The 22,619-nt window shown below is 61.4% G+C and carries 28 protein-coding genes; 18 read left to right on the forward strand and 10 right to left on the reverse strand.

Going from position 1 to position 22,619, the window contains the following annotated elements:
* The first annotated feature begins 140 nt into the window (after window positions 1–140).
* The 7 genes from gshB (at window position 141) to ABX75_RS07800 (ending at window position 6,023) form a co-directional block, all read left to right on the forward strand.
* Window positions 141–1,094 carry a glutathione synthase gene (gene gshB / locus ABX75_RS07770; protein WP_040267003.1) on the forward strand — a complete coding sequence of 318 codons (954 nt, stop codon included), beginning with the start codon at window positions 141–143 and terminating at the stop codon, window positions 1,092–1,094.
* Window positions 1,095–1,171: 77 nt separating this feature from the next.
* Window positions 1,172–2,077, forward strand: coding sequence for an energy transducer TonB (locus tag ABX75_RS07775; protein ID WP_034115353.1), 906 nt, complete (start codon window positions 1,172–1,174; stop codon window positions 2,075–2,077).
* Between the two features lie 53 nt (window positions 2,078–2,130).
* On the forward strand, window positions 2,131–2,700 hold the full coding sequence (locus tag ABX75_RS07780; protein ID WP_034115354.1) for a YqgE/AlgH family protein: 570 nt from the start codon (window positions 2,131–2,133) through the stop codon (window positions 2,698–2,700).
* Window positions 2,700–3,137, forward strand: a complete 438-nt coding sequence (gene ruvX / locus ABX75_RS07785) for a Holliday junction resolvase RuvX (RefSeq protein WP_003176676.1) — start codon at window positions 2,700–2,702, stop codon at window positions 3,135–3,137. The genes ABX75_RS07780 and ruvX overlap by 1 nt, the downstream gene beginning before the upstream one ends.
* 82 nt (window positions 3,138–3,219) lie before the next feature.
* Window positions 3,220–3,726 (forward strand): bifunctional pyr operon transcriptional regulator/uracil phosphoribosyltransferase PyrR, encoded by a 507-nt coding sequence (gene pyrR, locus ABX75_RS07790; protein WP_034139672.1) that lies wholly within the window; start codon window positions 3,220–3,222, stop codon window positions 3,724–3,726.
* Window positions 3,727–3,750: 24 nt separating this feature from the next.
* Window positions 3,751–4,755: an aspartate carbamoyltransferase catalytic subunit gene (locus ABX75_RS07795; protein ID WP_034101265.1), complete on the forward strand. Its 1,005-nt coding sequence runs from the start codon at window positions 3,751–3,753 to the stop codon at window positions 4,753–4,755.
* Window positions 4,752–6,023 (forward strand): dihydroorotase, encoded by a 1,272-nt coding sequence (locus ABX75_RS07800; protein ID WP_047881716.1) that lies wholly within the window; start codon window positions 4,752–4,754, stop codon window positions 6,021–6,023. The genes ABX75_RS07795 and ABX75_RS07800 overlap by 4 nt, the downstream gene beginning before the upstream one ends.
* 62 nt (window positions 6,024–6,085) lie before the next feature.
* Here the strand turns inward: ABX75_RS07800 and ABX75_RS07805 are convergent, their stop codons facing one another.
* Window positions 6,086–6,514 carry a TM2 domain-containing protein gene (locus ABX75_RS07805; RefSeq protein ID WP_047881717.1) on the reverse strand — a complete coding sequence of 143 codons (429 nt, stop codon included), beginning with the start codon at window positions 6,512–6,514 and terminating at the stop codon, window positions 6,086–6,088.
* Window positions 6,515–6,764: 250 nt separating this feature from the next.
* On the opposite strand from ABX75_RS07805, the gene ABX75_RS07810 reads away from it, so the two are divergent.
* Window positions 6,765–7,403 (forward strand): C40 family peptidase, encoded by a 639-nt coding sequence (locus tag ABX75_RS07810; protein WP_034101269.1) that lies wholly within the window; start codon window positions 6,765–6,767, stop codon window positions 7,401–7,403.
* A gap of 81 nt (window positions 7,404–7,484) precedes the next feature.
* Here the strand turns inward: ABX75_RS07810 and ABX75_RS07815 are convergent, their stop codons facing one another.
* The gene (locus ABX75_RS07815) at window positions 7,485–8,519 is read right to left on the reverse strand and encodes a type IV pilus twitching motility protein PilT (RefSeq protein ID WP_034101270.1); all 1,035 of its coding nucleotides are present in this window, start codon (window positions 8,517–8,519) and stop codon (window positions 7,485–7,487) included.
* A 57-nt stretch (window positions 8,520–8,576) separates the two neighbouring features.
* Between ABX75_RS07815 and ABX75_RS07820 the strand changes: the two genes are divergently transcribed.
* The 9 genes from ABX75_RS07820 (at window position 8,577) to ABX75_RS07860 (ending at window position 15,224) form a co-directional block, all read left to right on the forward strand.
* On the forward strand, window positions 8,577–9,263 hold the full coding sequence (locus ABX75_RS07820; protein WP_034101271.1) for a YggS family pyridoxal phosphate-dependent enzyme: 687 nt from the start codon (window positions 8,577–8,579) through the stop codon (window positions 9,261–9,263).
* 33 nt (window positions 9,264–9,296) lie between these two features.
* Window positions 9,297–10,115 (forward strand): pyrroline-5-carboxylate reductase, encoded by an 819-nt coding sequence (proC, locus tag ABX75_RS07825; protein WP_034101272.1) that lies wholly within the window; start codon window positions 9,297–9,299, stop codon window positions 10,113–10,115.
* A gap of 24 nt (window positions 10,116–10,139) precedes the next feature.
* Entirely contained in the window at window positions 10,140–10,727 is a 588-nt protein-coding gene (locus tag ABX75_RS07830; protein ID WP_047881718.1) for a YggT family protein, read from the forward strand.
* Window positions 10,728–10,867: 140 nt separating this feature from the next.
* Window positions 10,868–12,007 carry a homoserine O-acetyltransferase gene (locus ABX75_RS07835; protein ID WP_034139676.1) on the forward strand — a complete coding sequence of 380 codons (1,140 nt, stop codon included), beginning with the start codon at window positions 10,868–10,870 and terminating at the stop codon, window positions 12,005–12,007.
* A 7-nt stretch (window positions 12,008–12,014) separates the two neighbouring features.
* The gene (gene metW / locus ABX75_RS07840; RefSeq protein WP_034101277.1) at window positions 12,015–12,635 is read left to right on the forward strand and encodes a methionine biosynthesis protein MetW; all 621 of its coding nucleotides are present in this window, start codon (window positions 12,015–12,017) and stop codon (window positions 12,633–12,635) included.
* Between the two features lie 21 nt (window positions 12,636–12,656).
* Window positions 12,657–13,091, forward strand: coding sequence for a DUF4426 domain-containing protein (locus tag ABX75_RS07845; RefSeq protein WP_034101278.1), 435 nt, complete (start codon window positions 12,657–12,659; stop codon window positions 13,089–13,091).
* Complete coding sequence (rdgB, locus tag ABX75_RS07850; RefSeq protein WP_082136134.1) at window positions 13,088–13,684, forward strand: RdgB/HAM1 family non-canonical purine NTP pyrophosphatase; 597 nt, start codon at window positions 13,088–13,090, stop codon at window positions 13,682–13,684. Before ABX75_RS07845 ends, rdgB begins: the two co-directional genes overlap by 4 nt.
* On the forward strand, window positions 13,681–14,883 hold the full coding sequence (hemW, locus tag ABX75_RS07855; protein ID WP_047881720.1) for a radical SAM family heme chaperone HemW: 1,203 nt from the start codon (window positions 13,681–13,683) through the stop codon (window positions 14,881–14,883). The genes rdgB and hemW overlap by 4 nt, the downstream gene beginning before the upstream one ends.
* A gap of 17 nt (window positions 14,884–14,900) precedes the next feature.
* On the forward strand, window positions 14,901–15,224 hold the full coding sequence (locus ABX75_RS07860) for a DUF3392 domain-containing protein (protein ID WP_016972961.1): 324 nt from the start codon (window positions 14,901–14,903) through the stop codon (window positions 15,222–15,224).
* 78 nt (window positions 15,225–15,302) lie between these two features.
* On the opposite strand, the gene trmB is transcribed toward ABX75_RS07860, so the two are convergent.
* The 4 genes from trmB to ABX75_RS07880 all read right to left on the reverse strand — a co-directional run bounded on the left by trmB (window position 15,303) and on the right by ABX75_RS07880 (window position 17,552).
* Window positions 15,303–16,028 carry a tRNA (guanosine(46)-N7)-methyltransferase TrmB gene (gene trmB / locus ABX75_RS07865; protein ID WP_034101282.1) on the reverse strand — a complete coding sequence of 242 codons (726 nt, stop codon included), beginning with the start codon at window positions 16,026–16,028 and terminating at the stop codon, window positions 15,303–15,305.
* A 9-nt stretch (window positions 16,029–16,037) separates the two neighbouring features.
* The gene (locus tag ABX75_RS07870) at window positions 16,038–16,832 is read right to left on the reverse strand and encodes a thiazole synthase (protein ID WP_034101284.1); all 795 of its coding nucleotides are present in this window, start codon (window positions 16,830–16,832) and stop codon (window positions 16,038–16,040) included.
* 67 nt (window positions 16,833–16,899) lie between these two features.
* The gene (gene thiS / locus ABX75_RS07875; RefSeq protein WP_034101286.1) at window positions 16,900–17,100 is read right to left on the reverse strand and encodes a sulfur carrier protein ThiS; all 201 of its coding nucleotides are present in this window, start codon (window positions 17,098–17,100) and stop codon (window positions 16,900–16,902) included.
* Between the two features lie 71 nt (window positions 17,101–17,171).
* Window positions 17,172–17,552 (reverse strand): DUF423 domain-containing protein, encoded by a 381-nt coding sequence (locus ABX75_RS07880; RefSeq protein WP_034139680.1) that lies wholly within the window; start codon window positions 17,550–17,552, stop codon window positions 17,172–17,174.
* A 73-nt stretch (window positions 17,553–17,625) separates the two neighbouring features.
* Between ABX75_RS07880 and mtgA the strand changes: the two genes are divergently transcribed.
* A complete protein-coding gene (gene mtgA / locus ABX75_RS07885) occupies window positions 17,626–18,348 on the forward strand; it encodes a monofunctional biosynthetic peptidoglycan transglycosylase (RefSeq protein ID WP_047881721.1) in 723 nt (240 codons plus the stop codon).
* A 108-nt stretch (window positions 18,349–18,456) separates the two neighbouring features.
* On the opposite strand, the gene rpoH is transcribed toward mtgA, so the two are convergent.
* From rpoH to ftsY, 4 genes are all read right to left on the reverse strand, one after another.
* Window positions 18,457–19,311, reverse strand: a complete 855-nt coding sequence (gene rpoH / locus ABX75_RS07890; protein ID WP_005792286.1) for an RNA polymerase sigma factor RpoH — start codon at window positions 19,309–19,311, stop codon at window positions 18,457–18,459.
* A gap of 129 nt (window positions 19,312–19,440) precedes the next feature.
* Window positions 19,441–20,463, reverse strand: a complete 1,023-nt coding sequence (ftsX, locus tag ABX75_RS07895) for a permease-like cell division protein FtsX (protein WP_034101290.1) — start codon at window positions 20,461–20,463, stop codon at window positions 19,441–19,443.
* Window positions 20,460–21,131, reverse strand: a complete 672-nt coding sequence (gene ftsE / locus ABX75_RS07900; protein ID WP_003176700.1) for a cell division ATP-binding protein FtsE — start codon at window positions 21,129–21,131, stop codon at window positions 20,460–20,462. Before ftsE ends, ftsX begins: the two co-directional genes overlap by 4 nt.
* Window positions 21,128–22,504, reverse strand: a complete 1,377-nt coding sequence (ftsY, locus tag ABX75_RS07905; protein WP_034101291.1) for a signal recognition particle-docking protein FtsY — start codon at window positions 22,502–22,504, stop codon at window positions 21,128–21,130. Before ftsY ends, ftsE begins: the two co-directional genes overlap by 4 nt.
* Window positions 22,505–22,619: the final 115 nt, after the last annotated feature.

A 22,619-nucleotide genomic window follows, 5' to 3' on the forward strand; every position in this document is an offset into this window, starting at 1 on the left:
CGCCGTGGCAGCCTTTTTAGCACAGTCTCGGGGAGCAATCTATCGAGGCACTGGCCAGGTGGTTTTTCCTTGACCCACAACAGCGTCAGCGCCACTCTGACGCCACTTTTATGCGCCCCATTTGCTAGAGGAAATCCCCCATGAGCGTTCGCGTCGGCATTGTCATGGACCCTATCGCCAGCATTTCCTATAAAAAGGACAGCTCGCTGGCCATGCTCCTGGCCGCCCAGGCCCGCGGCTGGACCCTGTTCTATATGGAGCAGCGCGACCTGTACCAGGGTGAAGGCCAGGCCCGCGCACGCATGCGCCCGTTGCAGGTGTTCGCCAACCCTGAAAAGTGGTTCGAACTGCAAGACGAAATCGACAGCCCCCTGAGCGACCTGGACGTGATCCTGATGCGCAAGGACCCGCCGTTCGACATGGAATTCGTCTACTCCACGTACCTGCTGGAGCAGGCCGAACGCGACGGCGTGCTGATCGTCAACAAGCCGCAAAGCCTGCGCGACTGCAACGAAAAGCTGTTCGCTACCCTGTTCCCACAATGCACGCCGCCCACTGTGGTGAGCCGCCGCGCCGATGTGCTGCGTGAATTTGCCGCCAAGCACGGCGACGTAATCCTCAAACCCCTGGACGGCATGGGCGGCACTTCGATCTTCCGGCACCGCGCCGGTGACCCCAACCTGTCGGTGATCCTGGAAACCCTGACCGTGCTGGGTAGCCAGCAGATCATGGGCCAGGCATACCTGCCGGCGATCAAGGACGGCGACAAGCGCATCCTGATGATCGACGGCGAGCCGGTGGACTACTGCCTGGCGCGCATTCCTGCCGCCGGTGAGACCCGTGGCAACCTGGCCGCCGGTGGGCGCGGTGAGGCGCGGCCGCTGTCGGACAAGGACCGTTGGATCGCCGCCCAGGTCGGCCCGACCCTGAGGGAAAAAGGTCTGCTGTTTGTCGGCCTGGACGTAATCGGCGAGCATCTCACCGAAATCAACGTGACCAGCCCGACGTGCATTCGCGAGATCGACAACGCATTTGGCACGAACATCGGCGAAATGTTGATGGCTGCCATTGAGCGCAAGCTACAAGCCAAGTGACATAGAACAGCCGGATACACACCAACATTGCGTTATCATGCGCGACCTGTGAAACGCGCGATGTTGGTTTTCTTGTTATGACACTCCCGTCCGATCTGCCCCCCGAACTCTCCCACAGTGGCGTGCGCCCGGCTGATCGGCTCGGTTTCACCCTGTTCCTGGCGGCGTTGATTCACCTGGCCGTCCTCCTCGGCGTGGGTTTCACCATGGTCGAGCCCAAGCAGATCACCAAGACCCTGGAAATCACCCTCTCCACCTTCAAAAGCGAAAAAAAACCCGAGAAAGCCGATTTTCTTGCTCAGGACAACCAGCAAGGCAGCGGCACGCTGGACAAGAAAGCCATCCCCAAGACCACTGAAGTGGCGCCTTTCCAGGACAACAAAGTCAATAAAGTCACGCCGCCGCCAGCGCCCAAGCCCGAGGTCAAACAGGCTGCACCCAAAGCGGCCGTGACCACCGTCGCCCCCAAGCCGCAGAAAGCCCCGACCACGCGCGAAAAGACCAAGACCGAGCCGCAGCCCGAACCGGTGAAACCGGCGCCGACGTTCGACAGCTCACAGTTGTCCGACCAAATCTCCAGCCTGGAAGCCGAACTGGCCAACGAACAACAGCTGTACGCCAAGCGCCCGCGTATCTACCGCCTGAATGCCGCCTCCACCATGCGCGACAAAGGTGCCTGGTATAAGGACGAATGGCGCAAGAAGGTCGAGCGCATCGGCAACTTGAATTACCCGGAAGAGGCCCGCCGCCAGCAGATCTACGGCAATTTGCGCCTATTGGTGTCGATCAACCGCGATGGCACCCTGTATGAGGTGCAGGTGCTGGAATCCTCCGGCCAGCCGCTGCTGGACCAGGCCGCCCAACGCATCGTACGTCTGGCTGCACCGTTTGCGCCCTTTACCGGGGACTTGAACGATGTGGACCGCCTGGAAATCATCCGCACCTGGAAATTCGCCAGGGGCGATCGCCTTTCCAGCAACTGATCGCGCTCACACCCGGCTTGTCAGTTCGCCCCTGCGCCGCCACACTAGCGGGCATGAAAAATGTCAGCCCGACCTACCTCAAGCACCAATTCCTGATCGCCATGCCCCATATGGCCGACCCGAACTTTGCGCATACCTTGACCTACATCGTCGAGCACACCGCCAACGGTGCCATGGGGTTGGTCGTCAATCGCCCGCAAGAGCTGAACCTGGCCGATATCCTTGAGCAATTGCGCCCCGAAGTAGACCCGCCTGCTCGTTGCCAGGGCGTGCCGATCTACATTGGCGGCCCGGTGCAGACCGATCGCGGCTTCGTGCTACACCCCACCGGGCCGACGTTCCAGGCCACGGTGGACCTGGACGGTGTGTCGCTGTCCACTTCCCAGGACGTATTGTTCGCCATCGCCGATGGCGTGGGGCCCGAGCACAGTGTGATCACCCTCGGCTATGCCGGCTGGGAGGCAGGGCAACTGGAAGCCGAGCTGGCCAGCAACGCCTGGCTGACCTGCCCGTTTGACGCCGAGATTCTGTTCGGCACCGCCAGCGAACTGCGCCTGGACGCGGCGGCGGCCAAGCTGGGGGTCAACCTCAACTTATTGACCAGCCAGGCGGGGCACGCCTGATGGCATTGCGCTTGATCCTCGGGTTTGACTACGGCACCAAGCAGATCGGCGTGGCGGTCGGCCAGGTCATCACCGGCCAGGCCCGCGAACTGTGCACGCTCAAAGCCCAGAACGGCATCCCGGACTGGAATCAGGTCGAAGCTCTGATCAAGGAATGGAAACCCGACGCCGTGGTGGTCGGCCTGCCCTTGAACATGGACGGCACGCCCAGCGATATGTGCCTGCGTGCGGAAAAGTTCGCCCGCCGCCTCAATGGCCGCTACAACATCCCCTTCTATACCCACGACGAACGCCTGACCACCTTCGAAGCCAAAGGTGAACGCAGAGACCGTGGCGGGCAGAAGGGCAGTTACCGCGACAATCCCGTGGATGCCATCGCCGCCGCCTTGCTGTTGCAGGGTTGGCTGGATGAAAACACTGCTTTATTTGAATCCTGACTGACGCGGCTTGCCGCGTCTTTTTACGTTTGAGCCCGACCCCTGCCGCCACCTCGACGCGCAAGGCCTAGAAGGAGCCACCATGAGCCTGCCCAATCCCGCCGAACTGATCAGCCAGATGGCGATACGCCTCAAGGCGCACCTGGAACACCGCGGCATCCGCGAACCGCGTTTTATCGGCATCCGCACCGGTGGCGTATGGGTCGCCCAGGCGTTGCTCGAAGCGCTGGGCAGCGACGCGCCACTCGGCACGCTGGATGTGTCCTTCTACCGCGACGACTTCAGCCAGAACGGCCTGCACCCGCAAGTGCGCCCCTCCGCCCTGCCCTTTGAGATAGAAGGCCAGCACCTGGTGCTGATCGACGACGTGCTGATGAGCGGCCGCACCATTCGCGCGGCCATGAACGAATTGTTCGACTACGGCCGCCCGGCCAGCATCACCTTGGTGTGCCTGCTGGATCTGGATGCCGGCGAGCTGCCGATCAGCCCCGATGTGGTGGGCGCCACCCTGTCTTTGGCGGCCCATCAGCGGGTAAAATTGTCCGGTCCCACGCCGCTCGAACTCGAACTGCAAGACCTCGCCCCTTAAACCGCCTTGTAAAGAGTCCCCGCGATGACGCCTCTAGATGCCAAGCGCCCGCTGCAGCTCAATGCTCAGGGCCAGTTGCAACACTTCTTGTCCCTCGACGGTTTGCCCCGCGAACTGCTCACCGAAATCCTCGACACCGCCGATTCGTTCCTCGAAGTCGGCGGCCGGGCGGTGAAGAAAGTCCCGTTGCTGCGCGGCAAAACCATCTGCAATGTGTTCTTCGAGAACTCCACGCGCACCCGCACCACCTTTGAACTGGCGGCCCAGCGGCTGTCGGCCGACGTGATCACGCTGAACGTGTCCACCTCGTCGGCCAGCAAGGGCGAAACCCTGCTCGACACCCTGCGCAACCTGGAAGCCATGGCCGCCGACATGTTCGTGGTGCGCCACGGCGACTCCGGCGCCGCGCACTTCATCGCCGAACACGTCTGCCCGCAGGTGGCAATCATCAACGGCGGCGACGGCCGTCACGCCCACCCGACTCAGGGCATGCTCGACATGCTCACCATCCGTCGGCACAAGGGCAGCTTTGAAAACCTCTCGGTGGCCATCGTCGGCGACATCCTGCACTCGCGGGTGGCGCGCTCGAACATGCTGGCCCTGAAAGCTCTGGGTTGCCCGGATATCCGCGTGATCGCGCCGAAAACCCTGCTACCCATCGGTATCGAGCAGTACGGCGTGAAGGTCTACACCGACATGACCGCAGGCCTCAAGGATGTGGACGTGGTCATCATGCTGCGCCTGCAACGCGAGCGCATGGCCGGCGGCCTGCTGCCGAGCGAAGGCGAGTTCTACCGCCTGTTCGGCCTGACCACCACGCGCCTGGCCGGCGCTAAGCCGGATGCCATTGTGATGCACCCGGGGCCAATCAACCGCGGGGTGGAAATTGAGTCGGCGGTGGCCGACGGCAACCAGTCGGTGATCCTCAACCAAGTCACCTACGGCATCGCCGTGCGCATGGCGGTACTGTCCATGGCCATGAGCGGGCAAACCGCGCAACGTCAATTCGAGCAGGAGAACGCCCAGTGAAGCTCAGCATTCTCGGCGCCCGAGTCATCGATCCGGCCAGCGGCCTGGATCAAATCACCGATCTTCATGTGGAAGCCGGCAAGATCATCGCCATCGGCGCCGCCCCTGGCGGTTTCAGTGCCGGTCAGGTTATCGACGCCAAAGGCCTGGTGGCCGCACCTGGCCTGGTGGACCTGAACGTCGCCCTGCGCGAGCCGGGTTACAGCCGCAAAGGCAGCATCGCCAGCGAAACCCGCGCCGCCGCCGCCGGTGGCGTGACCAGCCTGTGCTGCCCGCCGCACACCAAGCCGATCCTGGACACTTCGGCGGTGACCGAGCTGATCCTGGACCGCGCCCGCGAAGCCGGCAATTGCAAAGTATTCCCTATCGGCGCCCTGAGCAAAGGCTTGGAAGGCGAGCAACTGGCCGAGCTGATTGCCCTGCGCGATGCCGGTTGCGTGGCGTTCGGCAACGGCCTGGAAAGTTTCCGCAGCACCCGCACCCTGTGCCGCGCTTTGGAATACGCGGCCACCTTCGACCTGACGGTGATCTTCCACTCCCAGGACCGCGACTTGGCCGAAGGCGGCCTGGCCCATGAAGGCGCCGTGGCCAGCTTCCTCGGCCTGCCGGGCATTCCCGAAACCGCCGAGACCGTGGCCCTGGCCCGTGACCTGCTGCTGGTGGAACAAAGCGGCGTGCGCGCGCATTTCAGCCAACTGACCAGCGCCCGGGGCGTGGCCCTGATCGCCCAGGCCCAGGCCCGCGGTTTGCCGGTGACGGCGGATGTGGCGTTGTATCAGTTGATCCTGACGGATGAGGCGCTGATCGACTTCTCCAGCCTGTACCACGTACAACCGCCCCTGCGCACCCTGGCCGACCGTGACGGTTTGCGCGCAGCGGTGAAGTCCGGTGTGGTCTCGGCGATATCCAGCCATCACCAACCCCACGAGCGCGATGCCAAACTGGCACCGTTCGGCGCGACCGAGCCCGGCATCAGCAGCGTCGAGCTGTTGTTGCCACTGGCGATGACATTGGTGGAAGAAGGCTTGCTGGACCTGCCGACGCTGCTGGCACGCTTGAGCAGCGGGCCTGCCGAGGCATTGCGCCTGCCGGCGGGCAAGTTGGCGGTGGGGGCGGCGGCGGACCTGGTGCTATTTGATCCGGCCCGTTCTACCGTAGTGGGTGAGCAGTGGCTGTCCAAGGGCGAGAACTGCCCGTTCGTCGGCCATAGCCTGCCTGCGAGCGTGCGCTACACCTTGGTGGATGGGCGCATCAGCTACCAGGCCTAAAAGGTCGTCGCGAAAAAGGGTGGGAGGGAGCTTGGCCCCTCCCACCTTTTCAGCTTGAGAGATCAGCGCCCGTTATTGCGCTCGGCATTGCGGATGGATATCTGGGTATTCAACGTCCAGAAGTCATACAACACCCCCACCAGAAACAAACCACCGGTCAGCAGGTAAATCAAACCGGTGATCCACTTGCCCTGGTACATGCGGTGCACGCCGAATACGCCAAGAAATGCCAACAGTATCCATGCGACGTTGTATTCGATGGGCCCGGCGGTAAATCGCATGTCAGCTTCGCGGTCCATGGCGGGGATCAGAAATAGGTCGATCAACCAACCGATACCCAGCAAGCCAAACGTGAAAAACCAGATCGTGCCGGTCACGGGCTTGCCGTAATAAAAGCGATGGGCACCGGTAAAACCGAAAATCCAAAGCAGGTAACCAATCACCTTGCTGTGGGTATCTTGCTGCGGACCAATCTGTTGATAGGTGTTCATCGCGTACCTCTTTTGCCTCGATAGATAAATTTTTTCACTTTCTTTGTGACTTTTTTACAGGCGCCCGACGTACGGCAAATGGTATCTTCGCTTCCCTGAAAGCCTTATGCCACCTGACCTGTGTAGGACAATTGCGGCGATTCGTCGCGTTTTTCCTGAATTTGACCCCAAGGTTCAGTCGACAAACGGCCTGAGAACGACACAAAAAGCTGTTATAAAGTTGCGCGCAAACCCATAAGAGCCACGCCTAATGCGACCATTTTTCAAGACATGGCTAACCATTTGCCTATTAATGCCACTGGCCGCCCACGCCACCAATCGTGAGCAACGACTTCCCAACGTCAACGGTTTCACCCCTAAAGTCCACAGCACACCGAGCACCGCCAAAGCGGCCAAGCCGACCGTCAGCCGTCCGACTCAACTGAGCAAGGCCCACGGTAAAACGACGCCAGGCCTGATGGCCGTCAACACCAAGCAGAGCAGCAACGTGCTCAGCCGCGCGGTGAATGTGCTCGGTACTCCTTATCGTTGGGGCGGCAGCAGCCCAAGTAAAGGGTTCGACTGCAGTGGTTTGGTGAAATATGCCTTTAACGATGTAAAAGCGGTGGATTTGCCACGCACCTCCAACGCCATGGCTGCCGGCCACGGTTTGAAGGTCGACCGCAAAGACCTGAAACCGGGCGATCTGCTGTTCTTCAAGTTGAAGAGCCGTCAGGTCAACCACGTTGCCATCTACCTGGGCAATGACCGTTTCATCCACGCGCCACGGCGTGGCAAGTCGGTGAGCATCGACACGCTGAAAAAGCCGTTTTGGGACAAGAACTACGTGATTGCCAAGCGGGTTCTGCCGAAAGAGCAGAACAACAACCTGCGCATCGTGCAACGCTGATCCTGAGCTGAAATGCAGTAGTAAATGTGGAAAGGGGCTTTTCGCCCCTTTCCACATTTGTTTTGTGTCACTCACAAACCGTCAGATATCCCCAGGCGCCCTCGCCTTCTCCCGCGCCTCGTCCCGACTGATCACGCCCTGGGCAACAAGCGCCTTCAAACTCATATCCAGTGTCTTCATTCCCAACGCCGCGCCGGTCTGCATCGCGGAGACCATCTGCGCCACCTTGTCCTCGCGGATCAAATTACGAATGGCTGGCGTACCCAGCATGATTTCATGAGCCGCCACACGCCCGCCGCCGAGTTTTTTCACTAACACTTGCGATACCACCGCTTGCAGCGACTCCGACAGCATCGAGCGCACCATGGCCTTTTCCCCTGCGGGAAAGACATCCACCAGCCGATCCACAGTCTTCGCCGCCGACGTGGTGTGCAAGGTGCCGAACACCAGGTGCCCGGTCTCGGCGGCGGTCAATGCCAGGCGGATGGTTTCCAGGTCGCGCAGCTCCCCCACCAGGATGACATCCGGGTCTTCCCGCAAGGCCGAGCGCAACGCGACCGAAAAACTGTGGGTATCACGGTGCACCTGCCGTTGATTGATCAGGGCGGTTTTTGGCGTGTGGATAAATTCGATGGGGTCTTCCAGGGTCAGGATGTGCTGGCGACGGTGCTGGTTGAGGTGGTCGATCATCGCCGCCAGGGTGGTGGACTTGCCTGAACCGGTAGGCCCGGTCACCAGCACCAGACCGCGTGGCAACTGGGCGATACGCTGGAATACATCGCCCAGGCCCAGTCTCTCCAAACTCAGCACCTCGTTGGGAATGGTGCGAAACACGGCCCCCATGCCACGGTCCTGTTGGAACACATTGACGCGGAATCGCGCCACGCCGGGCAATTCGAACGCAAAATCCGTTTCAAGAGATGTTTCGAAATCCTTTTGCTGATAGTTGTTCAGCAAAGGGCTCAGCAGATCGGCCACTTGGGGCGCAGAGAGTGCCGGCCAGTCCATCGGCCAAACCTCTCCATCCACACGTAGCATCGGCGCCAGGCCGGCCGATAAATGCAGGTCGGAGGCGCCACGGCGCACGCTGGCCTCCAGCAATTGAGTGATATCCATAGGGCTTTCCATTTCCAGTAGAATGCCGCGGACTCCATATCCACGGGCGCAACTTGAATGTCGACGATAGCAGACAACATTGGCCTGGTTAGCCAGCGCATCCGCGCCGCGGCCGAGGCCGTGCAACGTGACCCCGACAGCGTCCACTTGCTGGCCGTGAGCAAGACCAAACCCGCTCAAGCCGTGCGCGAAGCTTACGCCGCCGGCCTGCGTGACTTTGGCGAGAATTACCTGCAAGAGGCGTTGAGCAAACAGGTCGAATTGACCGACCTGCCCTTGAGTTGGCACTTCATCGGCCCCATTCAATCGAACAAGACTCGTGCGATCGCCGAGCACTTCGCTTGGGTGCATTCCGTGGACCGTCTGAAAATTGCACAACGCTTGTCCGAACAACGCCCAGCCGAGCTGCCGCCCCTGAACATTTGTATTCAGGTCAACGTCAGCGGCGAGGCCAGCAAGTCCGGCTGTACGCCCGCCGACTTGCCGGCACTGGCCAACGCCATCAGCGCCCTACCGCGCCTGACGTTGCGTGGCCTGATGGCTATTCCGGAGCCGACCGATGATCGCGCCGCGCAAGACGCCGCGTTCGCCACGGTGCGCGACCTGCAAGCCAGCCTGAATCTGCCGCTCGACACACTTTCCATGGGCATGAGCCACGACCTTGAATCGGCCATCGCCCAAGGCGCCACCTGGGTGCGGATCGGTACTGCCCTGTTTGGTGCCCGCGACTACGGCCAGCCATGAAATGGCTGACTTCCCTCTGAGTAAGGACCTGTCATGAGTAACACGCGTATTGCCTTTATCGGCGCCGGTAACATGGCGGCCAGTCTGATCGGCGGTCTACGGGCCAAGGGGCTGGAGCCGGCGCAGATCCGCGCCAGCGATCCGGGCGCCGACACCCGTGCCCGCGTCAGCGCCGAGCACGGCATCGAAACCTTCGCCGATAACGCCGAGGCCATCCGTGGCGTCGACGTGATCGTACTGGCGGTCAAGCCGCAGGCCATGAAAGCGGTGTGCGAAAGCCTGCGCCCCCATCTGCAGCCGCATCAGTTGGTGGTGTCCATCGCCGCCGGCATCACCTGCGCCAGCATGAACGCCTGGCTTGGCGCACAGCCGATCGTACGTTGCATGCCCAACACCCCGGCGCTGGTGCGCCAGGGCGTGAGTGGGCTGTATGCCACCGCCCAAGTGAGCGCCGAACAGCGCGACCAGGCGCAGGAATTGCTGTCCGCCGTGGGCATTGCCCTGTGGCTGGAGCAGGAGCAGCAACTGGACGCAGTCACCGCCGTGTCCGGCAGCGGCCCGGCGTATTTCTTTCTACTCATCGAATCCATGACCGCCGCCGGCGTGAAACTGGGCCTGCCCAAGGACGTCGCCGAGCAACTGGCCGAGCAGACGGCCCTGGGCGCCGCGCATATGGCCGTGTCCAGCGATGTGGACGCCGCAGAGTTGCGCCGCCGCGTGACCTCGCCGGGTGGCACCACCCAGGCCGCCATTGAATCGTTCCAGGCCGGTGGCTTTGAAGCCTTGGTGGAGAAAGCCCTGGGTGCCGCGGCACACCGTTCGGCCGAGCTGGCCGAGCAACTGGGCAAATAATCGTCCCTTACGAAGGAATTAATGATGCTTGGACTCAATGACGCCCTCATCTTCATCATCCAGACCCTGGGCAGCCTGTATCTGCTGATCGTGTTGATGCGCTTTATCCTGCAACTGGTGCGGGCGAACTTCTACAACCCGCTGTGCCAGTTCGTGGTCAAGGCCACCCAGCCGCTGCTCAAGCCGCTGCGTCGGGTGATCCCGAGCCTGTTCGGGCTGGACATGTCTTCGCTGGTGCTGGCGCTGCTGCTGCAAATCCTTTTGTTCGTGGTGGTACTGATGCTGAACGGCTACCAGGCCTTTACGGTGCTGCTGTTGCCTTGGGCGCTGATCGGTATCTTCTCGCTGTTCCTGAAGATTCTGTTCTGGTCGATGATCATCAGCGTGATCCTGTCCTGGGTGGCCCCAGGCAGCCGCAGCCCAGGCGCCGAACTGGTCTACCAGATCACCGAGCCAGTGTTGGCGCCGTTCCGTCGCCTGATCCCTAACCTGGGCGGCCTGGATATTTCGCCGATCTTCGCGTTTATTGCCATTCAACTGATACAGAGTTGGGTGATTCCGCGCCTGGCGTTCTATGCATTCATGCCCAAAGAGCTGTTTGGCCTGATCTGACGCGCCGCAACGGTGGGAGGGAGCTTGCTCCCTCTCACTTTTTGTATCTGCACCATTGGATTGCATCCATGCAGGCCTTTGCTTGCCGCTGGGGTCCCCGCTCTTTAGACTTACGCCTCATTTAGACGAGAGCAGGGTCGATGCCAGCTGCCTTCCCCCCCGATTCTGTTGGACTGGTGGTGCCCCAAGTGGCGCACTTCAGCGAACCGCTGGCCCTGGCCTGCGGCCGGTCGCTGCCAGCCTATGACCTGATCTACGAAACCTACGGCCAACTGAACGCCACGGCGAGCAACGCCGTGCTGATCTGCCACGCCTTGTCCGGCCATCATCATGCGGCGGGCTTCCACAGCGTCGACGAGCGCAAGCCCGGCTGGTGGGACAGTTGCATCGGCCCCGGCAAGCCCATCGACACCAACAAGTTCTTTGTGGTCAGCCTCAACAACCTCGGCGGTTGCAACGGCTCCACCGGCCCCAGCAGCCTCAACCCGGAAACCGGCAAACCATTTGGCGCCGATTTCCCGGTGCTCACCGTGGAAGACTGGGTACACAGCCAGGCCCGCCTGGCCGACCTGCTGGGCATCAGCCAATGGGCCGCGGTAATCGGCGGCAGCCTGGGCGGCATGCAGGCGCTGCAATGGACCATCACCTACCCGGACCGCGTTCGCCATTGCCTGGCTATCGCTTCGGCGCCCAAATTGTCGGCGCAGAACATCGCCTTCAACGAAGTGGCGCGCCAAGCCATCCTCACCGACCCTGAGTTTCACGGCGGCTCGTTCCAGGAAGCCGGCGTGATTCCCAAGCGCGGCCTGATGCTGGCGCGCATGGTCGGCCACATCACTTACCTGTCCGATGACTCCATGGGCGAGAAATTCGGCCGTGGGCTCAAGAGCGAGAAGCTCAACTACGACTTTCACAGCGTCGAGTTCCAGGTGGAAAGCTACCTGCGTTATCAGGGCGAGGAGTTTTCCGGGCGCTTCGACGCCAACACCTACCTGTTGATGACCAAGGCCTTGGACTACTTCGACCCGGCCGCCCAATTTGATGACGACCTGGCGAGAACCTTCGAAGCCGCCAAGGCCAAGTTCTGCGTGATGTCGTTCACCACCGACTGGCGTTTCTCGCCGGCCCGCTCCCGTGAGCTGGTGGACGCCCTGATGGCCGCGCGCAAGGACGTCTGCTACCTGGAGATCGATGCTCCGCAAGGCCACGATGCCTTCCTGATCCCGATCCCGCGCTACCTGCAGGCCTTTAGCAACTACATGAACCGCATAACTGTGTGAGAACGCCATGAGAGCCGACCTGGAAATCATCCAAGACTGGATACCCGCCGGCAGCCGCGTGCTCGACCTGGGCTGCGGTGATGGCGAACTGCTGAGCTGGCTGCGGGACAACAAGCAAGTCACCGGTTACGGCCTGGAAAACGACCCGGACAACATCGCCGAGTGCGTGGCCAAAGGCATCAACGTGATCGAGCAGGACCTGGACAAGGGCCTGGGCAACTTTGCCAGCAACAGCTTCGACATCGTGGTGATGACCCAGGCCCTGCAAGCCGTGCATTACCCGGACCGCATCCTCGACGAAATGCTGCGCGTGGGCCGTCAGTGCATCATCACCTTCCCCAATTTCGGGCACTGGCGCTGCCGCTGGTACCTGGCCACCAAGGGCCGCATGCCAGTTTCGGATTTCCTGCCCTACACCTGGTACAACACGCCGAACATCCACTTCTGCACCTTCGAAGACTTCGAAGCCCTGTGCGGCGAGCGGGAAGCCAAGGTGATCAACCGCCTCGCCGTCGACCAACAGCACCGTCACGGCTGGGCGAGTAAACTATGGCCCAACCTGTTGGGCGAAATTGGCATCTACCGGGTCAGCAGCCCCGGTCTGGCCGACCACAAGATTGCCGTCTAATCATTTTCAAGAGGGACGCTCATGAGCCGCCTGGCTGTATTTCTATTGACCGCGTGCCTGGGCGCCAGCGCCATGGCCGCAGACGCTATCGACGCTAATCGCAAGAAAGACTTCGGTGATATCACCGTCCACTACAACACCTTCACCTCCAGCTTCCTGCAACCGGAAACCGCCCAGAACATCGGCGTGGTCCGCAGCAAAGAGAAAGGTCTGATCAACGTCACGGTGATCAAGGGCGTCACCCCGGTGGCCGCGCAAGTGACGGGCACCATCAAGGATTTGGGCGGCAAGAGCGAAATCCTCACCTTCAAGCAGATCAACGAAAAAGGTGGCATCAACTATCTCGCGCCGTACTCAGTGACCCAGCGGGAATACAAGACCTTCACCATCAACGTTGAAACCGGCGGCAAAGCGCATAGCTTCCAATTCAACCAAGAACTGTTTCCGGCCGAATGATGAACCTTAATCAACTGGTACTGGCCAGCCATAACGCCGGCAAACTCAAAGAACTGCAGGCGATGCTCGGTGAATCCGTGCAACTGCACTCGATTGGTGAATTCAGCCAGGTGGAGCCGGAAGAAACCGGCCTGTCGTTCGTCGAGAACGCCATCCTCAAGGCCCGCAATGCGGCGCGCATCTCCGGCCTACCGGCGCTGGCGGATGACTCGGGCCTGGCCGTGGACTTCCTCGGCGGTGCCCCGGGCATCTACTCGGCGCGCTATGCCGACGGCAAGGGCGACGCGGCCAACAACGCCAAGCTGCTCGATGCTCTTAAGGACGTACCGGATGCCGAGCGCGGCGCGCAATTCGTCTGCGTCCTGGCGCTGGTGCGGCACGCCGATGACCCGCTGCCGATCCTCTGCGAAGGTTTGTGGCACGGGCGCATCCTGCACGCGGCCAGTGGCGAGCATGGGTTTGGCTATGACCCGCTGTTCTGGGTGCCGGAGCGCAATGTTTCCAGCGCCGAACTGAGCCCGGCCGACAAAAACCAGATCAGCCATCGCGCCCGCGCCATGGCGTTGCTGCGCCAGCGCCTGGGCCTGAAATGACCCAGAACACCTCCGCGCAGCCGCTGATCCACGGCGGCGCGCAAACTCCTCGGGCGGCCTTGCCGGTGCTGCCGCCCTTGGCGCTGTACATCCATATCCCGTGGTGCGTGCGCAAGTGCCCCTATTGCGACTTCAACTCCCACACCGCCGGCCCGGCGTTGCCGGAAGAGGCGTATGTGGACGCCCTGCTGGCCGATCTCGACCAGGATCTGCACGCGGTCTATGGCCGAGAATTGAGCTCGATCTTTTTCGGCGGCGGCACTCCAAGCCTGTTCAGCGCGCCGGCACTGGGCCGTCTGCTGGAGGGCGTGCAAGCGCGCATCCCGTTCGCCGACGATATCGAGATCACCCTGGAGGCCAACCCCGGCACCTTCGAGCAAGAGAAGTTCGTGGCCTATCGCAAGCTGGGGATCAACCGCTTGTCCATCGGCATTCAGAGTTTCCAGCAGGACAAACTCGAAGCACTGGGCCGCATCCACAACGGCGACGAGGCCATCCGCGCTGCCGGCATGGCGCGGCAGGCCGGTTTCGATAACTTCAACCTGGACCTGATGCACGGCTTGCCCGATCAGTCCCTGGATGACGCCCTGAGCGACCTGCGCCAGGCCATCGCGCTCAAACCGACGCACTTGTCGTGGTACCAACTGACCCTGGAACCCAATACGGTGTTCTGGAACCAGCCGCCGGCGCTGCCGGAAGATGACACGTTGTGGGATATCCAGGAAGCCGGCCAGGCCCTGCTGGCTGAGCACGGTTACGCGCAATATGAAGTGTCGGCCTATGCCCAACCGGGGCGCCCGGCGCGGCATAACCTCAACTACTGGAGCTTTGGCGACTTTATCGGCATCGGCGCCGGGGCCCACGGTAAGCTCAGCCACCCGGATGGGCGCATCGTGCGCACCTGGAAAACCCGCGCACCGAAGGACTACCTCAACCCGGCCAAAAACTTCCAGGCCGGCGCGAAGGAGCTGACCAACGAAGAACTGCCATTCGAGTTCCTGATGAACGCCCTGCGCCTCACCGATGGTGTCGACGCCAAGCTCTACGCAGAGCGCACAGGCCTGGACCTGGCCAGCCTCGACGAAGGGCGCCGCGACGCAGAACAAAGCGGCTTAATGCAGGTCGAACCGTCACGCCTGGCGGCGACCGACCGCGGGCAACTCTTTCTCAATGACCTGTTGCAGAAGTTTTTGAGCTGACGCTCTAAGGAATTCGAATGGATTTGGTACTCGACCTGCTCGCCACCGTATCCCGCTGGAGCCGCAGCAACCTGTCGGAAATCTCCCTGGCACTGGTCGGCTGCTTGCTGGTGCTGTTCGGCGCCGACATCAAAGGCTGGGTCGAAGCCCGCCTGGGCAGCATCGCCGGCGCCTTGCGCGTGCCCTTGATGGCGCTGGTCTGCATGATCGGCAGCGGCGCCGCGCTGATCTACGCCACCCCGTGGATCGTGCGCGGGTTGAGCCAGTTCAACAACTACAGCCTGGCGCCGGTGCTGGTGGTGGTGCTGGTGTTGATTGGGGTCGTCGCGGATCGCCGCTGATCTCAAATCCAACACAAAAAAATGTGGGAGGGGGCTTACCCCCTCCCACATTGAGTTGCCTTGCAAGTCAGTGGCGAGTTACGCCAACTTCTCGAACTTCAAATCCCACACCCCATGCCCCAACCGCTCGCCACGGCGTTCGAACTTGGTAATAGGGCGTTCGGCCGGGCGCGGTACGCATTTGCCGTCTTCGGCCAGGTTGCGGTAGCCGGGGGCGACGTTCATCACTTCCAGCATGTACTCCGCGTAGGGCTCCCAGTCGGTGGCCATGTGCAGGATGCCGCCCACTTTCAGCTTGCTGCGTACCAGCTCCGCGAAGGAAGCCTGCACGATGCGGCGTTTGTGGTGACGGGCTTTGTGCCATGGATCGGGGAAGAACAGCATCAAGCGGTCGAGGCTATTGTCGGCGATGCAGCGGTTAAGCACCTCGATCGCGTCGCAGTCGTACACCCGAAGATTGGTCAGGCCCTGGGTTAGCACGCCGTTGAGCAGCGCGCCGACACCCGGACGGTGCACTTCCACGCCGATGAAATCCTGGTCCGGCGCAGCGGCGGCCATTTCCAGCAAGGAATGCCCCATGCCGAAGCCGATCTCCAGGGAACGCGGGGCCGAACGGCCGAACACCTGGTCATAGTCCACCGGCGCGTCGGCAAGCGGCAGCACGAACAGCGGCGCACCTTGCTCCAGGCCCTTTTGCTGGCCTTCGGTCATGCGACCGGCGCGCATCACAAAACTCTTGATGCGGCGGTGCTTGGACGCGTCGTCGGCTTCGGGTGTGTTCGGCGTTTCGTGTGATTCAGTCATCAATGGCTCTTACTTGATCAGACCATCCAGCGGCGAAGAGGCGCTGGCATAGAGTTTTTTCGGCATGCGCCCGGCGAGGTAGGCCAGGCGGCCCGCGACGATGGCGTGGTTCATGGCTTCGGCCATCATGATCGGTTGCTGGGCATGGGCGATGGCCGAATTCATCAGCACCGCGTCGCAGCCCAATTCCATGGCAATGGTCGCGTCGGAGGCGGTGCCAACGCCCGCATCCACCAATACCGGGATCGTGGCTTCTTCGAGGATGATCTGCAGGTTGTAGGGATTGCAGATCCCCAGGCCTGAACCGATCAGGCCGGCCAGCGGCATCACCGCGATACAGCCGATCTCGGCCAATTGGCGCGCGATGATTGGGTCATCGCTGGTGTAGACCATCACGTCGAAACCTTCCTTGACCAGGGTTTCGGCGGCCTTGAGGGTTTCGATCACGTTGGGAAACAGGGTTTTCTGGTCGGCCAGCACTTCCAGCTTGACCAGGTTATGACCGTCGAGCAGCTCACGGGCCAAGCGACAGGTGCGCACGGCTTCGACGGCGTCGTAGCAACCGGCGGTGTTCGGCAAGAAAGTGTAGCGGTCCGGCGACAGCACTTCGAGCAGGTTCGGCTCGCCCTCGATCTGGCCGAGGTTGGTGCGGCGTACGGCGAAGGTCACGATTTCGGCACCGGAGGCTTCGATGGCCAGGCGTGTTTCTTCCATGTCGCGGTACTTGCCGGTGCCGACCAGCAGACGGGACTGGTAGGTACGGCCGGCCAGGACGAAGGGCTTGTCGTTACGAACGATGCTCATGGGAAATCCTCGTAATGGGGTGAGGTTCTGCAGAATCCGGGGCGGCGCCATCGCGCCAAGGGGGCGACTAGCCGCCGCCGATGGCGTGGACCACTTCGACCTGGTCGCCGTCGCTCAACGTGGTGCCCTCGTGCTGGCTACGCGGGACGATGTCCTGGTTGAGTTCCACTGCGACGCGACGTCCGGTCAACTCCAGGCGGGTCAGCAGGGCCGCAACGGTTTCACCGTCGGGCAGTTCAAAGGATTCGCCGTTCAACTGAATGCGCATGCCACGGGCCGCCATCGTTTTAAGGGGCCCGCATTCTAGCTCGATTGGCCGCCAAAGGTCAGCTCCAAGCGTCAAGCGGTCAGTTGCATGCGCCAGGCAGCCAGGCCCAGAAAGAACCAGCCAAGCAGGAAAGCCAGGCCACCGAAGGGGGTGATGATGCCGAGCTTGCTGATACCGGTCATGGTCAGCACATACAGGCTGCCGGAGAACAGCAGGATGCCGACGACAAACGATACGCCCGCCCAGGTCACCAGCCGACCGGGAATGTGAGCTGCCAGCAAAGCAACGCCGAACAGCGCCAGGGTATGCACCAACTGGTAGGTTACGCCGGTGTGGAAGATCGCCAGATAATCGGCGCTCAGGCGGTTTTTCAGGCCATGGGCGGCGAAGGCGCCAAGAGCAACGCCCGTGAAGCCAAAAAAGGCAGCCAACATCAGAAAACTACGCAGCATGGGAACTCCAGTCAGACTCATCGGGCAGGGTCTGTATAATGGCCCGCTCAACGGGTTCGGCCAAGCCATCTCTATGCTGCGTGTCCTCTTCAGTCGCTTACTCAAAGTCGTGAAATGGTTTGCCATTGGCAGTGTGTTGCTGGTGCTGCTGTTCCGTGTCGTCCCACCGCCGTTCACTGCGCTGATGGTGGAGCGCAAGATCGAGTCGTGGTTCGATGGCGAACCCATCGACTTACAGCGCACCTGGGTGCCATGGGACGAGATCTCCGACGAACTCAAGGTAGCGGTGATGGCCGGCGAAGATCAACGTTTCCCACAGCACTGGGGTTTTGATTTCGGCGCGATCCAAGCGGCATTAGCGCACAACGAGCGCGGCGGCTCGATACGCGGCGCCAGCACATTGAGCCAGCAGGTGTCGAAGAATCTGTTCCTTTGGGCCGGCCGTAGTTACCTGCGCAAAGGCCTGGAAGCGTGGTTTACCGGACTGATCGAGGTGCTGTGGCCCAAGCAACGGATTCTTGAGGTGTACCTCAACAGCGTGGAATGGGACGACGGGGTATTTGGCGCTGAAGCGGCGGCGCGCCATCACTTTGGAGTGAGTGCCAAGGGGTTATCGCGGCAGCAGGCCAGTTATCTGGCGGCAGTGTTGCCCAACCCTCGGGTGTGGAGTGCCAGTCACCCAACAGCGTACGTGGCGCGGCGCGCGGCATGGATTCGACAACAGATGAGCCAGTTGGGCGGAGAGGGTTATCTGGTGGAACTGAACAACGCCCGCAAAGCTCCCTGGTCCGACTGACTCAACACAGAACAAATGTGGGAGGGGGCTTGCCCCCGGTGGCGGTGGATCAGTCACACAGAAGTTGACTGACACTCCGCCATCGGGGGCAAGCCCCCTCCTACATTGTTAAGCGGCGATGGACAATTTCAGCTTGTTCATCGCGCTTTTTTCAAGCTGGCGAATCCGCTCAGCCGACACGTTGTACTTCTGCGCCAAGTCGTGCAGCGTGGCTTTTTCTTCCGCCAGCCAGCGCTGGTAAAGAATGTCACGGCTGCGCTCGTCCAGCACTTCCAGCGCTTCGTGAAGGTTGTGATTGGAGTTGTCGCTCCAATCCGCATCTTCCAACTGACGCGCCGGGTCGTACCGGTGGTCTTCCAAGTAATTGGCCGGCGATTGGAAAGCGCTGTCGTCGTCCGCTTCGGCGGCCGGGTCAAAGGCCATGTCATGGCCAGTCAGACGGCTTTCCATCTCGCGCACTTCACGGGGCTCCACGCCGAGGCTTTCGGCCACGCGGTGGACTTCCTCGTTGTTCAGCCACGCCAGGCGTTTTTTCTGGCTGCGCAGGTTGAAGAACAGCTTGCGCTGAGCCTTGGTGGTGGCGACTTTCACGATGCGCCAGTTGCGCAGGATGAACTCGTGAATTTCCGCCTTGATCCAATGCACGGCAAACGACACCAGGCGCACGCCCATTTCAGGGTTGAAGCGCTTGACCGCCTTCATCAGGCCGACGTTACCTTCCTGGATCAGGTCAGCCTGTGCCAGACCGTAGCCGCTATAGCTACGGGCGATATGTACGACAAAACGCAGGTGGGCGAGCACCATCTGCCGAGCCGCCCCCAAATCCTGCTCATAGTAGAGACTCTCGGCCAGTTCACGCTCCTGCTCGGGCGTCAGCAATGGAATGCTGTTGACCGTGTGCACATAGGCTTCCAGGTTCGCACCCGGGACCAAGGCATAAGCAGGTTGCAAAGAAGTGGTCATACGAAAAAACCTCCGACTCACATAACTCGTGCAGTTCAGCACTGCGAAAATTGACCGGGAACCGTAGGACAAGTTCCCTAAACCACTGATACGGTCAATACAAACGAAACCACATTAATCTGACATTAACTACTTCGGTGCCAGCTCACGTAAATGCCGTGCGACCGCAATCCACGCACCGATATACCCCAACAATACCGCGCCGAGCAAGAGTGACAGACCATCGGCAACCGGCACGCCCGCCAGGGCGAAATCGCTGCCATACAGCCCGGCAAGCCCGACCACCGCGTCGTTAAGCCAGTTCAGCCCGAACGCCAGCACACCCCAGGACAAAATCCCTGCACCGAAGCCATAAAGCGCGCCCATGTACAGAAAAGGCCGACGCACATAGCTGTCCGTGCCGCCGACCAGTTTAATCACTTCTATCTCGGTGCGACGGTTTTCAATATGAAGACGAATGGTATTACCTATCACCAAAAGTAATGCAGACACCAACAACACCGTCAAACCGAACACAAACCGGTCACCCAGCTTGAGAATCGCGGCCAGGCGCTCTACCCAGACTAGATCAAGTTGCGCTTGTTGCACCTTGGGCAGTTCTGCGAGTTTTTGTCGCAGGGCTTCAAGGGCGGTCTTGTCGACCTCGTTCGGCGTCACCAGCACAACGCCCGGCAGCGGGTTCTGCGGCAGCTCCTTGAGCGCCTCGCCCAGGCCGGACTGTTGCTGGAACTCTTCAAGCGCCTGATCACGGCTGACGTACTCGGCATCCGCCACGCCCGGCATATTCTTGATGTCATCGCGCAGCGCTTCGCCCTCCTTGGCGCTGGCGTCCAGATTCAGATAAAGCGAAATCTGCGCCGCGCGCTGCCAGGAACCACCCAGACGCTCCACATTATTGAGCAACAGCGACAAACCCATCGGCAGACTCAGGGCCACGGCCATCACCAGGCAGGTGAAAAAGCTGCCGATCGGTTGCTTGCCCAAGCGACGCAGGCTGTCCAGCAGGCTGGCGCGATGGCTTTCGATCCACGCGCGTAACAGGGTGCCGAAGTCCGGCCCGTCGTCATCGTCGTGTTTTTTCTTCTTCGGTTGCGGGTCGGCGGGCTTGGGGGCCACGCGCTCGGAAACCTTGGGACTGCGTGTTGCACTCATACGCCAGCCTCCCCGTCACCGATCAAACGACCGCGCTGCAAGGTCAGCATGCGATGGCGCATGCGCGCGATCAGCGCCAGGTCGTGACTGGCGATCAGCACGCTGGTGCCCAGTCGGTTGATGTCTTCGAACACCCCCATGATCTCGGCGGCCAGGCGCGGGTCGAGGTTACCGGTGGGTTCGTCCGCCAGCAGCAAGGCCGGACGGTGAACGATGGCTCGGGCGATACCGACGCGCTGTTGCTGGCCGGTGGACAGGTCGCCGGGGTAAAGGTCGGTCTTGTCCGACAGCGCTACGCGCTCCAGGGCCGAATCCACGCGCTTGATGATCTCGGCCTTGGACAACCCGAGAATCTGCAACGGCAACGCGACGTTATTGAACACCGTGCGATCGAACAGCAACTGATGATTCTGGAACACCACGCCGATCTGGCGGCGCAGGAAAGGAATCTGCGCATTGCTGATGGTGGCCAGATCCTGGCCCGCCAACAGCAGCTTGCCGGTGGTCGGGCGTTCCATGGCCAGCAGCAGGCGCAGCAGGGTGCTTTTGCCCGCGCCCGAATGGCCGGTCACAAACAAGAATTCGCCGCGACGCACTCGAAAGCTCAGCTCATGCAAGCCGACATGCCCGTTGGCATAGCGTTTACCGACCTGTTCGAATCGAATCATGAACGCTCCCGCTCGGCAAACAGTGCCTGGACAAAGGGTTCGGCTTCAAAGGTGCGCAAGTCGTCGATACCCTCACCGACACCGATATAGCGAATCGGCAACCCGAACTGTTTGGCCAGGGCGAAGATCACGCCGCCCTTGGCCGTGCCGTCGAGCTTGGTCAAGGCCAGGCCGGTCAATTGCACCGTCTGGTTGAACTGCTTGGCCTGACTGATAGCGTTCTGGCCCGTGCCGGCGTCCAGCACCAGCAGCACTTCATGGGGCGCGTCGGCATCGAGTTTGCCGATCACGCGACGCACTTTTTTCAGCTCTTCCATCAAGTTGTCTTTGGTGTGCAGGCGACCGGCGGTATCGGCAATCAGCACATCGATGTTGCGGGCCTTGGCGGCCTGCACAGCATCGAAGATTACCGACGCAGAATCGGCGCCGGTGTGCTGGGCGATAACCGGGATCTTATTGCGCTCACCCCAGACTTGCAGTTGCTCCACGGCGGCGGCGCGGAAGGTGTCGCCGGCGGCGAGCATGACTTTTTTGCCTTCCGACTGCAGCTTCTTGGCCAACTTGCCAATGGTGGTGGTTTTACCGGCGCCGTTGACGCCTACCACCAGAATCACGAACGGCTTGTTCGGCGTGATCACCAGCGGCGCTTCGACCGGTTTGAGCATCGCTGCCAGTTCGGCCTGCAGAGACTTGTAGAGCGCGTCGGCATCGGTCAACTGTTTGCGCGCGACCTTCTGGGTCAGGCTCTGGATGATCACCGCAGTGGCTTCGACGCCGACGTCAGCGGTCAGCAGACGGGTTTCAATGTCTTCGAGCAATTCGTCATCGATGGTCTTTCGGCCCAGGAACAGGCTAGCCATGCCTTCGCCGATACTGGCGCTGGTCTTGCTGAGGCCCTGCTTGAGGCGGGCAAAGAAACCGGTCTTGCTGGTTTCGGCGGGCGCCGGGGCGATGACCGCAGGCGCGACCTCCTGCACTGGCACCGCAGCGGGCGTCGGCTCGACGACCACAGGTTGCAGCTCGGGCTCGATCACCGGCGGAATCGGCGGCACCACATGCTCAGCCTGCACATCGTCGACCAGCGCAACAGGCTCCTCGGCCACCGGCAGTTCCGGCCACGGCTTGTGCTCTGGCTCTGGCTCTGGCGCCGCTTCGACCACCGGCTGCAATACCGGCTCGGCCAGAGGCAACACCACGGGCGCCGGTGTCTCGGCAACCGGTGCGGCTTCTATAAGAGGCTCGGGAATAGGCTCAGGTTGAACCTGGGGCTGTTCGACGACGGTTTCCTGCGGCTTTTTGCGCAGCCATCCGAACAGGCCTTTTTTCTCGCCAGCCGCAGCTGGGGTCTTCTTGTCGTCGTTGGAACCAAACATGGAGGACGGCTATCTCAAAGTAGCGACGCGCCAGGGCGCCTCGGTAAATAAAATTCGATGCAGAACAGACTGCTTTAACGCCCGCTTGTTCATGCGCAACATTTTGTAAGGCCAA

The sequence above is a fragment of the Pseudomonas sp. ARP3 genome, from assembly GCF_001029595.1.
GTDB lineage: Bacteria > Pseudomonadota > Gammaproteobacteria > Pseudomonadales > Pseudomonadaceae > Aquipseudomonas > Aquipseudomonas rhodesiae.